We start from the raw sequence: 12748 nt of genomic DNA on the forward strand, positions 1-12748 counted from the left end.
ATAGAGCCTGCACTTCCATACAAGCATGCTTATGTTATGCGATCGCGTAACACACCGGATAGTTGCCGGTGGTTGACACAAAAGACCGGAATTTCCCTCGGCAAATGGGGGATTTCCGGGCGCCGCGGACATTCGGCGCCCGGGAAAATATCAGCCGGCCTTGCGGCCGATTATCCGGTTGGCGGCCGAAACAACGGCTTCCAGCGAGGCGGCGACGATGTTGGTGTTGATGCCGGCGCCGAACAGCTTGCCGCCGGGATATTCCATCTCGACATAGGAAATCGCCGAGGCGTTCGAGCCGCGCTGGAGCGAATGTTCGGAATAATCAAGCACCGACATGTCGACGCCAACATGACGCGACAGCGCATCGACGAAGCCGTCGATCGGGCCGGTGCCGGAGCCGGCGATGGTCGTCTCCTTGCCGTTGTCGAGGATCACCGCCTCGACCACGCGCCGGCCCTTTTTCTCGGTATCGGGATAGGTGTGATGGTCGAGGAACTTCAGTCGTGCGCCGGGCTGGTCGACATAGGTTTCGATAAAGCGGTCATGGATGCGTTTTGCCGGCACTTCCTTGCCTTCGGCGTCGGTGATCGCCTGGATCTCCTGGCTGAACTCGATCTGCAGGTTGCGCGGCAGATTGAGGCCGTAATCGGCCTGCAGTACATAGGCGATGCCGCCTTTGCCTGACTGTGAGTTGATGCGGATGATCGCCTCGTAGCTGCGCCCGACATCGGCCGGATCGATCGGCAGATAGGGCACTTCCCAGACCGGCGTGTTGGCCTTCTTCAAGGCCTTCATGCCCTTGTTGATGGCGTCCTGGTGCGAGCCGGAAAAGGCGGTGTAGACCAGTTCACCGACATAAGGATGGCGTTCGGATATCTTCAGCTGGTTGGAATATTCGTAGACGTCCTTCATCCGGTTGATGTCCGAGCAATCCAGATGGGGATCGACGCCTTGCGTGTACATGTTGAGCGCCAGCGTCACGATGTCGACATTGCCGGTGCGCTCGCCATTGCCGAACAGCGTGCCTTCGACGCGGTCCGCACCCGCCATCAGGCCGAGCTCGGTGGTGGCGATGCCGGTGCCGCGGTCATTGTGGGGATGCAGCGAGATCAACAAGTTTTCACGGTTGTCGAGGTTACGGCACATCCACTCGATACGGTCGGCGTAGATGTTGGGCGTCGACATCTCGACCGTCGAGGGCAGGTTGATGATCAGCTTGTTGTCGGGCGTCGGCCTGACGATCTCGGTGACGGCGTTGCAGATCTCCAGCGCCACGTCGAGTTCGGTGCCGGTAAAGCTCTCCGGCGAATATTCGAAGCGATAACCGCCGCCGGCCTTGGCCGCCATGTCGGTGATCATCTTGGCCGCGTCGGTGGCGATGCGCTTGATACCGCCGACATCCTTCTCGAAGACGACGCGACGCTGCAACTCGCTGGTCGAATTGTAGAAATGCACGATCGGGTTGGTGGCGCCCTTCAGAGATTCGAAGGTGCGGGTGATGAGTTCGGGACGGCACTGCACCAGCACCTGTAGCGAAACATCAGCCGGCACATTGCCTTCCTCGATGCACCAGCGGGCGAAATCGAAATCGGTCTGCGAGGCCGAGGGGAAACCGATCTCGATCTCCTTGAAGCCCATGTCGAGCAACAGGGCGAACATGCGCGCCTTGCGCTCATGACCCATCGGATCGATCAGCGCCTGGTTGCCGTCGCGCAAATCGACCGAACACCAGATCGGTGCCTTGTCGATGACCTTGTTGGGCCAGGTGCGGTCGGTGAGACCGACCGTCGGGTAGGGCTGGTATTTTCGGGCCGCGCCCGGCATGTGGCCGGCCGCGCGTTTTACGCTTTCGGCTTCGCCGGCGCGGATGTCTTCTCGTGCGTTCATCGTCTTGTTCTCCCGGCGGCTCGCGGATCGGTCTTCGGACGGATTCCAGGGCGAGCAGCGCCTTATCAGATTTTCGTTCGCTTGATGTGAATTGCCAATTTCTGAACTGGCCAAGGAGCGTGCGCGTAAGCGGCGGTTCGACCGCCGGGCGCTCCTTCAGCGAACCCGGCGATCGCCGATAAGGCCGAGAAGAAGCAGGGTCGATGCCAGCGCGCGCACGGTCTCGCCGGCAAAGCCGGTCGGACGGGAAGCGACGGAGGAGACGCGCGTGTTCATGGCGGGGTTCATACAGGAGCCGCCATGGACAGGCAAGTGGGCTGCCATTCCACCACTCGCGAGCACTCTTCCCCATGCGCGGCAAATGCGCCAGACTTGCGTGTGGCCGAGGCCGCAATGCTTCGCCGTCGGAGGGATCATCCGTGAATTTTGTTTTCTTCTCGCCGCATTTTCCCGCCAACGGCGCCGATTTCTGCGACCGGCTGAAAAAGGCCGGCGCTACGGTGCTGGGCATTGGCGATGCGCCTTATGAGGCGCTGGACGGGAAGCTGAAGGTGGCCCTGTCGGAATATTACCGCATCGCCGACATGGAGGACTACGATCCGGTGTTCCGGGCCATGGGTCATTTCATCCACAAATGGGGCCGGATCGAGCGCTTCGAGTCACTCAACGAGCATTGGCTGGAGCTGGAAGCCAACATCCGCACCGACTTCAACATCTACGGCACCAAGCTCGATTTCGTGAAGAATTTGAAGCGCAAGAGCCGCATGCGTGCATTCTTCCGCAAGAGCGGCGTCGACACCATCGCCCAGCGCAAATGCTCCGACCGGGCCGGCGCCATGACCTTCATCCGCCGCGTCGGCTATCCCGTGGTGGTGAAGCCCGATTCCGGGTCCGGCGCCTCGAACACCTTCAAGATTTCCAACGCCAGGGAGCTTGACCAGTTCTTCAGAGACAAGCCCGAGGACGTGACCTTCGTCATGGAGCAATTCATCGAGGGGCTGGTGGTGACCTTCGATGGGCTGGTCAACCGTGACGGCGAGGTGGTGCTGGCGGCCAGCCACCGCTACGACCAGAGCATCATGGAAGTGGTCAACAAGGATCGCCACATGAGCTACACCTGCTTTCCCAAGGTCCGACCGGCGATCGAAGAGGCCGGCCGCAAGATCCTCAAGGCGTTCGACGTGCGCGAGCGCTTCTTCCACATCGAGCTGTTCGAAACCAAGGACGACCGCGTCATCGCGCTTGAGGTCAACATGCGGCCGCCCGGCGCCTGGATGACCGATGCGATCAACTACACGTTCGACATCGACGTCTACGCGGCCTGGGCGGACATGGTGGTGAAGGATGCCGCCGGTGGTCCTTATGAGGGCAAGTATTTCACCGCTTATGCCAGCCGCAAGCAGCACCTCCACTATTTGCACAGCCATGAGGACGTGCTAGCCGCGCATCGCGACAAGATCGTCCATCATCAGCCGATAGAAAAGGTTTTCAGCCGCGCTATGGGAAATTACGCCTACCAGATGCGCTCGAAGGACGAAGCAGCACTGCGCGCGGCTGTCGCCTACATCCACGCGGAAAAGGCTTAGACGCGATGGACATCTCTTATCACAAGGGTTTCTCCGGCAATCTCGGCCGCGACATGGAATACAAGCGCTACGGCCATGCCGGCCGGCCGGTGGTGGTGTTCCCGACGTCGCAGGGGCGGTTCTACCAGTTCGAGGATTCCGGAGGGGTTGGAGCGCTGGCCGAATTCATCGATACCGGCCGCATCCAGCTGTTCGCGGTCGACGGCGTCGATTCGGAATCGTTCTTCAACAAGCATGCCGGCGCCGCCCACCGTATCGGTCGCCACGAGGCTTATTTCCGATATGTGCGCGAGGAGGNCGAGGAGGCGCTGCCGGAGTTTCTGGCGACCGCCGAGCAAGCCAATGGCGGGCGCAAATTAAAGCCGCTGTTCACCGGCTGTTCGATGGGCGGTTATCATTCCTCGAACTTCGTCTTTCGCTTTCCCGAACTCGCCAGCGGCGTCATCGCGCTGTCGGGCGTCTATTCGGCGGGCGACTTCTTCGGCAAGGTGCTGGAAGGCGACATTTTCTACAATTCGCCGCTCGACTATCTGCCCGGCATCGTAGACCCAAAACTGCTTGCCCGGCTGAAGTCGCTGAGGATGATCTTCTGCTGCGGGCAGGGCGCCTGGGAAGAGCGGATGCTGGTCGAGACCCGCAGGCTGGAACAGATCCTGCGCGACAAATCCATTCCCGCCTGGGTCGACTATTGGGGCGGCGATGTCAGTCATGACTGGCCATGGTGGCACAAGCAGCTGGTCTATTTCTTCGGCCGCTGGCTGGATGATGATCTGATGCACCGGCTCGATTGATGACCACACCCGAACCTATCCGCCGCTTTATCGAGGCCACCAATGCGGGTGATAGCGAAGCCGTTCTCCACACGTTCACAGCCGACGCGTCCCTGACCGACTGGGGGCGGTCCTTCCAAGGCCGCCAGCAGATCGCGCGCTGGAACCAGTCGGACAATATCGGCGTGAAGTCCAATCTTCGCATTGTCCGCATCGCCGAGGTCGAGGGCAGCTACCGCGTCCGCATTGCCGTGAAAGGCAATGGCTTCAACGGCGAGGGTGACATGACCTTCGTGCTGGACGGCCACCGCATAGCGAGCCTCGTCATCTCCTGACGCGGCTCAGCTACCCTTCCTGGCAAACCGGCAGAGCAATGGTCTCGTGTTCCACCGCCGATCCACGGCGCAAGCCGAGAAAGACGACAAGGGCGGTGACGATGGTGATTGCCGCCAGCACGATCAGCAGCCTGTCGAACGCGATCTCATAGGCCTGGACCAGGACCGTGGCTCCGGCACCCGGCAAGCGGGCTGCCGCTTCGCCGATGTTGCCGGTCACCAGCAGCTGCGCGGCGGCGGTTGCATCCAGGGAAGACGCCGTTCCCTGAGCCGCCAGTTGGGCTGCCGTGACACCCGACAGGACTGCCATGACGATCGCCAGCGCCACGCCTTCGCAAGCGACGCGGGTGGTGTTGAAGATGCCGACCGCCATGCCGGCACGCTCTTTCGGCACGACGCCGACGGCAAGTCCGTCCATCAGCCCCCAGGGCAAGGCGATGCCGACGCCGATGAGGATCAGCGGCGCCACCAGCGCTGCGACGACAGGCGGTGTCAGGCTCAGCCAGACAAGGCCGTCGGCGGCCACAAGCAGGCCGACACCGCAGATCGTTGCCGGAGCGATCCAGCGCGCTACCTGTCCGGCGAGCAGTGGCAGGATCAACAGCGGTCCCGACAGGCAGATCATCAACTGCCCCGCCTTGATCTCGCTCATCCCCTCGATGCCGATGAAGCGGATAGGCAACAGCACCAGCAGGACGACGAAGCCATAGGCGGGAGCGGCCGCCAGGAACTGGACGCCGACGAAGCGGGGAAAGCGGAACAGCGAGAGATCGAGCATCGGCCGGCGCACGCGCCGCTCGACGACGACGAAAGCGGCAAAGCAAAGGGCGGCCGCCACGAGAAGCCCGATCACCAGGGGATCGGTCCAGCCGCTCTGCGGCGCTTGCAGCACGCCGTAGGTCAGCGATGCCAGCGCGATCGTAAAGGTGCCGGCTCCCGCCCAGTCGAGGCCGGTCGAATCCGGATCGCGCGATTCCCTGATGGTGCGCAGGCCGAGCAAAGCGGCTGCAATCGCGAGCACTGCCACCAAGACGAAGATCGATCGCCAGCCGAAAGCATCTATGAGCAGGCCCGACGCGATCGGCCCAAAAGCGAGGCCGATGCCGAAACTGGTGCCGAGGAAGGAGAAGGCGCGCAGCCGCAATGGCCCATCGAATTCCTGGGCAAGAGCGGAGGCGCCGCCGGCAAAGGCGGCGGCACTGCCGAGCCCTTGCGCAGCCCTGAGCACATCGAACCAGACGATATCAGGGGCAAACATCGATCCCAGCGATGCCAGCACATAGGTGGCGAGGCCAACAAGGAAGAGCCGCTTGCGGCCATGATTGTCGGCCAGCGCGCCTGATGCCATCAAGGTGGCGGCGAAGGTCAGCATGAAGGCGTTGGTCACCCAGTTGAGCGCGATCGGGCTGCCGCCGAGGTCGGCCGCAATGCGGGAAAGCGCGACGGCCGGGCCGGTGAAGGTCAAGGGCATTGTCATGGCGGCAAGGCATACCGACAACAGGACAAGCCATGGCGCGACCGCGCCGTTTGTGGTCTTCGAGGTCATGGATTTCCTATCTGAACCAGGATCCGCCGGCCTGCCGCAAGCTTGCTGCGCCGGTCGTAACGGGAAGATAGGCTCGCGACACTTCGAGAAAAATAGTGTTAAATCTCCAGATATACCGGACTGAAACGCTCGAATCGAGAGATGCGATGGAACGCCTCAATGGGCTCCTGGCCTTTGCCCGCACGGCTGAGTTCGGCAGCTTCATCGCTGCGGGCCGCACGCTCGGCATCTCGGCATCGGCCGTCGGCAAGAGCGTCGCCAGGCTCGAGCAGGATCTCGGCGTAAGGTTGCTTCAGCGCAGCACGCGCCGCATCGGCCTGACCGAAGAGGGCAAGCTGTTCAACGAGCGGGTGCGGCGCATCCTCGACGACATCGACGATGCCGAGGCGATGCTGTCGCGGAGCCGCGAAACACCGCATGGGCGGCTGCGCGTTTCGACGCCGATCGTGACCTATCATTTGCTGTTCCCGGTGCTGTCCGAGTTCATGGCGCGCTATCCCGAAATCGAACTCGACATCGACTTTAACGACCGCATCGTCGACCTCATCGACGAAGGCGTCGACATCGCGATCCGCAGCGGCAACCTGCCGGATTCGCGCCTGGTGGCGCGGCCGCTTGCACCCTTCCGGCTGCTGTTGTGTGCGGCACCCTCCTATATCGAGCAGCACGGCAACCCGAGCCGCCCGGACGATCTCGTGAACCATTACGGCATCCGCTTCCGCTTTCCCAACAGCGGCAAGCTGCAAGGCTGGCCGTTCATCGGCGGCAGCGCCGAGCCGCAGGTCCGCTCGATGCTGACCTGCAACAACACGGAGGCGCTGAAGGGCGCCACGATGGCCGGGCTCGGCATCAGCTCGATGCCCGATTTCCTGGTCCGCGAGGCGCTGCGTGACGGCCTGCTGCGCACGGTGCTGGACGACCATGTCGACGGCCGCGGCCAGTTCCGGTTGCTGTGGCCGTCCAATCGTCATTTGTCGCCGAAGGTTCGCGCCTTCGTCGATTTCCTTCCCGACCGGCTTGCCGCGACGCTGGGCGGCTCTTGAATTAGTCCTTCGCGGCCGACGGCGATAACGAAGACAGCGAGGAATAGCTCTGCTTCTCAGTAGGTGGCGCGGCCGCCAGACAGGTCGAAGGTCGCGCCGGTGGTGAAGGAATTTTCGTCCGATAGCATGAAGGCGATCATCGCAGCCGCCTCTTCGACTTCGACGAACCGGCCTCGCGGCACCTTGCCCAGCATGTAGGCGACCTGGGCCTCAGTGAGCTGTTCGAGGATGCGGGTGCGGGCGGGCGATGGGGTCAGCGCGTTGACGGCGATGTCGTGGCCGGCCAGTTCCTTACCGAGCGATTTTGTCAGCGCGAGCACGCCGGCCTTGGCGGCGGAATAGGCGGCGGCATTCGGATTGCCTTCCTTGCCTGCGACCGAGGCGATGTTGACGATGCGGCCGTAGCTGCGCGCGATCATGCCGGGCACCAGGCGCTTGCAGCAGTAGAAGACGCCGTTGAGGTCGATGTCGATTATCTGACGCCAGGCGGCAGGATCATAATCCGCCACCGTCGCTGCCGGTCCGGCGATGCCGGCATTGTTTACCAGCAGATCGACCGGACCAAGCGAGCGCTCGGTTTCGGTCGCGGCGCTGTCGACGGCCTCCATCAGCGATTGATCGCACAGCAAACCCTCGACCCGGCCGAGCGGGGCGAGTTCGGAAACGGCCTTCGCCATGGCGGTCTCGTCCACATCCCAGATGGCGACGCTGGCGCCCGATGACAGCAGTCGCCGGGCGACAGCAAGGCCGATGCCTTGCGCGCCGCCGGTCACCACGGCGACCCGGCCTGAGAGATCGACGGCATTCACACGACGTTTCATGGGCACTTTTCCTCTTCCCTGGATATTTGAATCTCAGTCCCTGACGGCTCTCGCCACCAGCCGCGCTATGCTCGGCCCGGCGATGAGCACGACCAGGAAGCGGGTCGACTGCAAGGCCATGACGAAGGATATGTCGACGTTCTGCGCGGCGGCGGCAATGATGGCGACGCTGTCCATGCCGCCGGGGCTGGTCGCGAGATAGGCGGTCAGCGGATCGATGCCGAGGACGTGGCTGATCAGCCACGCAAGCCCGCCGCAAAAGGCGATCAGCACGACGATAGAGCCGACGATCTGCGGCAGCGCCCGTGTCGCATGGCGCAGGATCGCCCGGGTAAAGTTCAGCCCTATCGACCAGCCGACCATCGCATAGGAGAGCGCCAGCAGCCATGGCGGCAATTGCATCGCCGCGCCGAAGCCGAGATGGACTATGGTGCCAAAGATGAAAGTGCCGAGGAAGAAGGGTGACGGCAGCCGGCACAACCGGCTAAGCAGGCCGCCGACCAGCGCCACGCCGAGCGTGGCGGCAAAGGCTGCCGGTTCGATCAGCGGGAACCAGACGATGGCTGGTACCTCGATGCCCGACGTGTCGACCCACATCTTGGCGACGAGCGCCGCCGTCATCGAGACGAAGATGACGCGCAGATACTGCATGAAGGCGACGAGGCGCTGATCGGCGCCGAAGGCACCGGCCATCAGCACCATGGCAGTGGCAGCCCCCGGCGACGAGCCCCAGACCGCGGTGGTGCCGGGCAGGATGCGCCAGCGGCTGATCAACCAGCCAAGCAGGCTGGACGCCGCAAGGGTCGCCAGCACCACGACAAGGACCAGCGGCCATTCCTTGTAGAACACCGAAAAAATGTCGGTGGAGATCGACGCCGCGACCAGACAGCCGACCAAGGCCTGGGCGGCGGCGAACAGCGGCCGCGGCACGCGCACCGTGGCGCCATTGGTGCCGGCAAGGATCGCCGCCAGCATCGGGCCGATCAGCAGCGCCGCCGGCAGTGCGGCGTATTCCAGCGCGCCGGCGAACAGCAGCGAGACGATCAGCAGCACCAGCCACTGCCGAACCGGACGCATGCGCGCCATGCGTTCGACGGCCGGTTGGTCTGGCGAAGAGTCCATGTTTGGGTCTTAGACCTGGAAGAGAAAAATGCGAACGCTGTCTCGGACGAAATTCACGACCCCGACCCCGCGTTGGGATGTCACTCGTTCTTGATGGCGGGCAGGCCGAAACCGCCGGCCGGATGGGTCTCGACCTGGAATTCGAAGCCGGCGATGATCGGCCGGGCCTTGGCGATCGCTGCCTGGACCTCCGGCAGTTGCAGCGAAGCCTTGTGGCTTGCGGCGTCGGTCCACACTTCGGTCACCCAGATCGCGTCGGCATCGGCCGGGTCGCGGGCGATGACATAACTCAGGCAACCCGGCATGGCGCCGGTCGAGGCGAGCAGCACATCCATGATCGCGTCGCGCTGGCCGCGCGCCGCCCGCATCTTTCCGATCAATCCGTACATTGCCTCTCCCCTTTCTTCCAACCTCAGCAAACGTGCGCACGACATGCATGGTTGCGAGACGCAGTATGCAATTGCCGGCTCACGGCATCAACTGGCCACCGTTCACCTCGATGACCTGACCGGTGATGTAGCCGCTCAAAAGATCGGAGGACAAGAACAGATAGGCGCCGACGCAGTCTTCGGCCGTGCCGGCACGCCCTTGAGGAATGGTGGCGACCATGCCCTTCATCTGCTCGTCGGTGGAATAGCGCTCATGGAAGGGTGTCGCGATGGTGCCCGGCGCCACCGCATTGACGCGGATGCCGAAGCCGATCAGTTCCTTGGCCATGCCGCGCGTCACATTGGAGACAAAGGCCTTGGCCGAACCGTACAGCCCGGCGCCGCCGCCAGCGCCATTGCGCGCCGCGATCGACGAGGTGTTGACGATGAAGCCGCCCTGCTTCTTCAGCCATGGCATCGCCTTGCGCGAGGCCGTCAGCACCGAGCGGGCGTTGAGGTCCATCACCGCGTCGTAGTGCGCCTCGGTCTGCTCAGCATAGGGCACGCGGCCGAGCATGCCGCCGGCATTGTTGACCAGCCCGTCGAGCCGGCCGAATTTTTCGGCGCTCTCCTCGACTACCCGCTCGACATCGGCTGCCTGTGAGAAGTCGCCCTGTGTCAGGAACACCTCACCGCCGCTGTCGCGGATGGTTTTGGCCAGCGTTTCTGCGGCCTTCCGGCTCGAATTGTAGTGCAGCGCGACCCGGCATTTCTGGGCGGCGTAGGCCAGTGCAAGGGCGGCACCGATGCCGGTCGAAGCGCCGGTGACCAGCACCGCCTTGCCGGCAAGATCGGGGATGACGAGGGTGGTCGCGGTCATGAGCACTTTCCTTCGGGCTGTTTGGCCACCCTTCGTAGGCTCTCATGGCCTTCACGTTCAAGCCCGTGGCGGCTCAGGGCCGGAGATAGGCGTAGCCCTGGCGCTGCAGTTCGGCGAGCTTGACGACGCCGCCCTTGTCGGCGGCGTGGAAGCCCTCGAGCAGGTCGGCAAGCGTGATCTCCATGCCTTGCATGGTGTTGCCGCAGGCATGCGGCTCAAGGCCCTGTTGGACAAGGCCGGCAAAGCGTCCCGAGATCGCCGCCGATAGGCCTTTCGACTTGAAGCCGGCAAGGGCCGGACCATGCACGACCAACACGATGTCGACATTGCCGCCGGTGCCTTCATAGTGGTTCTTGATGTTGCCGAGCACGAAGTTGACCTTATCGAGGTCGCTGAGGTGATAAGCGACCTTCGGTCTGTCTTCAGCGGCGGCGGCCCGGCTCAGCCCGAACAGGCCGGCGGCACCGGCAAGGCTGGCCCGGAACATGTCGCGTCGACGCATGGCATCCTCTCGGCTTGGCGCTCCCCGCAAATTGCGTGGCTGCGGCCATGATACTAGCATAAATTCACGTTACGTCCTGTCGATGCGAGGAGGGGGTCACATGGCGTTCAGGAAGTGGAAGGTTGTTGCCAGCGCTGGATTTGGCGCCGTGCTGCTCGGCGCGCTTGCGGGTTCGGCCGCGGCCGACGATGTGCTTAAATTACCCGAACTCAGCCCGAATGGCGCCGATGCCTGTTTCGGCCGCGTCTATGATGCGGCGCACCTCAAGGCGCATCCAAAGCAGAAGGTGGCGCGGATCTTCTTCCTCTATGGCCATGATCCGGTGAGCCATCCGAACGAGGAGCCGATGGCAAACGCCGACACCTCCTACAACGGTTTTCTCACCACCATGGTGCGCGGCGCCAAGGCGCCGCAATGGGCCGGCGGCTGGTGCAATCACGAGTCCGAGGACGGCAAGTCAGGTCCGATCCGCTGCGGCATGGACTGCGACCGCACCATGGCGTCGCTGAAGCTCGATGACAAAGGCCGCCTGATCCTCACCGATGTCTCGTCCGATCTCTATCTCGACGCCGGATCGGAGGACGAACTGGGCGAAGCCGAATATGACCGGCAGGCGCTGGGCTCGGAGGACGATAATTTCCGTCTTGACCCGATGCCGGCCGCAACCTGCCAGGCTGAATTCGCCAAGATCGACCCGATCGATCCGGCGCTTGGGGCTCCCTTGCGCGAGCGACTGAAACCGGACCAACCCTTCTGCTTCGGGCGAGACTACGATGCCGCGCATCTCTCCTCGCATCCCGACCAGGTGACGCAGTCGATCCGGGTCTTCCGCGGGCCGGTCGAACTCGCCTCCTTTGCCTCAGGCGATGTCGCCAACTGGCCCGACGGCTCCGATGTCGCCGTTTCGGTGACCACCAGGAAGAACGGGACGAAGGTCACGCAGACCTATTCCTGCCAGGGTGAAGCGGATCAATGGCGCTGCGCGGCCAGTTCGAAGATGAGCAACTTTTCCTGCGATATCGCGCAAAAGGAAATCTTCCTCAAGCGCGGCGCCAACGGCACCCTCATGCTGGCCAACCCCAATAGCAGCCTGGCGATTGTCGATCTGTGCTCGGCGGATGGCAAGACCAAGTCCGATGACAAGGTCTACCGGTTGGAGGCTATGCCGCAGTCGGCCTGCACTCGTTGAGTTCGATCTTGTCTATGACGCTACCATGGTATATATCTTTGCTATATCTCATTTGAGGATAGCACATGGACAAGGCAAAGGTGTTCTGGTCAGGCCGGTCACAAGCTGTGCGCTTGCCTAAGGAGTTTCGGTTCGAGGCAGACGAGGTTTCGATCCGTCGTCATGGGCAAACTGTCATCTTGGAGCCGCTTGCGCAGGATTGGGCATGGCTCGACCAGGTCATCGGACCGGTTGACGACGATTTCGTCCAGGGAGCGCTGGAGCGTCAGGATGGTCAGGATCGACCTGCTTTGGATGACCTCTTTAAGTGACCTACCTGCTCGACACCAATGCCGTCATAGCGGTCATCGCGGGCGACGAGGGTCTGCTGGCTTTGCTCAAACGGCATGCACCACAAGACTTTGCTCTCTCGGCGGTCGTTTTGCATGAGCTGTACTACGGCGCTGAAAAGAGCCAGCGAAAGGTCCAAAATCTGGCGCGCATCGAAGCCTTGCAGTTCCCGGTACTTGAATTCGACCGAGACGACGCGAGACATGCCGGTGAGATTCGTGCTGGGCTTGCGGCACTGGGAACCCCGATTGGTCCCTACGATGCGCTGATTGGCGGGCAGGCACGTGCTCGGGACCTCACGCTGATAACCCGCAATATCCGGGAATTCGAGCGGATCAAAGATCTCACTATCGAAACGTGGTAACT

14 protein-coding genes are annotated in these 12748 nt (G+C 62.8%); 7 read left to right on the top strand and 7 right to left on the bottom strand.

What is annotated here, in order from left to right:
• Positions 1–150 precede the first annotated feature (150 nt).
• Positions 151–1827, bottom strand: coding sequence for a 2-isopropylmalate synthase (gene leuA / locus X751_RS155960; protein ID WP_023744262.1), 1677 nt, complete (start codon positions 1825–1827; stop codon positions 151–153).
• 482 nt (positions 1828–2309) lie between these two features.
• Between leuA and X751_RS155955 the strand changes: the two genes are divergently transcribed.
• The 3 genes from X751_RS155955 to X751_RS155945 all read left to right on the top strand — a co-directional run bounded on the left by X751_RS155955 (position 2310) and on the right by X751_RS155945 (position 4581).
• Positions 2310–3476: an ATP-grasp domain-containing protein gene (locus tag X751_RS155955; RefSeq protein WP_023711108.1), complete on the top strand. Its 1167-nt coding sequence runs from the start codon at positions 2310–2312 to the stop codon at positions 3474–3476.
• A gap of 5 nt (positions 3477–3481) precedes the next feature.
• Complete coding sequence (locus X751_RS155950) at positions 3482–4267, top strand: esterase family protein (protein WP_023744263.1); 786 nt, start codon at positions 3482–3484, stop codon at positions 4265–4267.
• Positions 4267–4581: a nuclear transport factor 2 family protein gene (locus tag X751_RS155945; RefSeq protein WP_031192978.1), complete on the top strand. Its 315-nt coding sequence runs from the start codon at positions 4267–4269 to the stop codon at positions 4579–4581. The genes X751_RS155950 and X751_RS155945 overlap by 1 nt, the downstream gene beginning before the upstream one ends.
• A gap of 10 nt (positions 4582–4591) precedes the next feature.
• Here X751_RS155945 and X751_RS155940 read toward each other — a convergent pair whose 3' ends face one another.
• The gene (locus tag X751_RS155940) at positions 4592–6127 is read right to left on the bottom strand and encodes an MFS transporter (protein ID WP_023744264.1); all 1536 of its coding nucleotides are present in this window, start codon (positions 6125–6127) and stop codon (positions 4592–4594) included.
• A 146-nt stretch (positions 6128–6273) separates the two neighbouring features.
• Between X751_RS155940 and X751_RS155935 the strand changes: the two genes are divergently transcribed.
• Positions 6274–7170 (top strand): LysR family transcriptional regulator, encoded by an 897-nt coding sequence (locus X751_RS155935; RefSeq protein WP_023744265.1) that lies wholly within the window; start codon positions 6274–6276, stop codon positions 7168–7170.
• A 56-nt stretch (positions 7171–7226) separates the two neighbouring features.
• Here the strand turns inward: X751_RS155935 and X751_RS155930 are convergent, their stop codons facing one another.
• From X751_RS155930 to X751_RS155910, 5 genes are all read right to left on the bottom strand, one after another.
• A complete protein-coding gene (locus X751_RS155930; RefSeq protein ID WP_023669968.1) occupies positions 7227–7979 on the bottom strand; it encodes an SDR family NAD(P)-dependent oxidoreductase in 753 nt (250 codons plus the stop codon).
• A 45-nt stretch (positions 7980–8024) separates the two neighbouring features.
• Complete coding sequence (locus X751_RS155925) at positions 8025–9113, bottom strand: AbrB family transcriptional regulator (protein WP_023744266.1); 1089 nt, start codon at positions 9111–9113, stop codon at positions 8025–8027.
• Between the two features lie 80 nt (positions 9114–9193).
• Positions 9194–9502 (bottom strand): putative quinol monooxygenase, encoded by a 309-nt coding sequence (locus X751_RS155920; RefSeq protein ID WP_023691624.1) that lies wholly within the window; start codon positions 9500–9502, stop codon positions 9194–9196.
• A gap of 79 nt (positions 9503–9581) precedes the next feature.
• Positions 9582–10361 carry an SDR family oxidoreductase gene (locus X751_RS155915; RefSeq protein ID WP_023669971.1) on the bottom strand — a complete coding sequence of 260 codons (780 nt, stop codon included), beginning with the start codon at positions 10359–10361 and terminating at the stop codon, positions 9582–9584.
• A 73-nt stretch (positions 10362–10434) separates the two neighbouring features.
• Positions 10435–10863, bottom strand: a complete 429-nt coding sequence (locus tag X751_RS155910; protein WP_023683648.1) for a DsrE family protein — start codon at positions 10861–10863, stop codon at positions 10435–10437.
• Positions 10864–10963: 100 nt separating this feature from the next.
• On the opposite strand from X751_RS155910, the gene X751_RS155905 reads away from it, so the two are divergent.
• The 3 genes from X751_RS155905 (at position 10964) to X751_RS155895 (ending at position 12746) form a co-directional block, all read left to right on the top strand.
• Entirely contained in the window at positions 10964–12052 is a 1089-nt protein-coding gene (locus tag X751_RS155905) for a hypothetical protein (protein ID WP_023744267.1), read from the top strand.
• Positions 12053–12117: 65 nt separating this feature from the next.
• A complete protein-coding gene (gene vapB, locus X751_RS155900; RefSeq protein WP_023724992.1) occupies positions 12118–12363 on the top strand; it encodes a type II toxin-antitoxin system VapB family antitoxin in 246 nt (81 codons plus the stop codon).
• The gene (locus X751_RS155895; protein WP_023744268.1) at positions 12360–12746 is read left to right on the top strand and encodes a type II toxin-antitoxin system VapC family toxin; all 387 of its coding nucleotides are present in this window, start codon (positions 12360–12362) and stop codon (positions 12744–12746) included. The genes vapB and X751_RS155895 overlap by 4 nt, the downstream gene beginning before the upstream one ends.
• Positions 12747–12748: the final 2 nt, after the last annotated feature.

Origin of the sequence: Mesorhizobium sp. LNJC394B00, assembly GCF_000502555.1 — a bacterium.
Classification (GTDB): domain Bacteria; phylum Pseudomonadota; class Alphaproteobacteria; order Rhizobiales; family Rhizobiaceae; genus Mesorhizobium.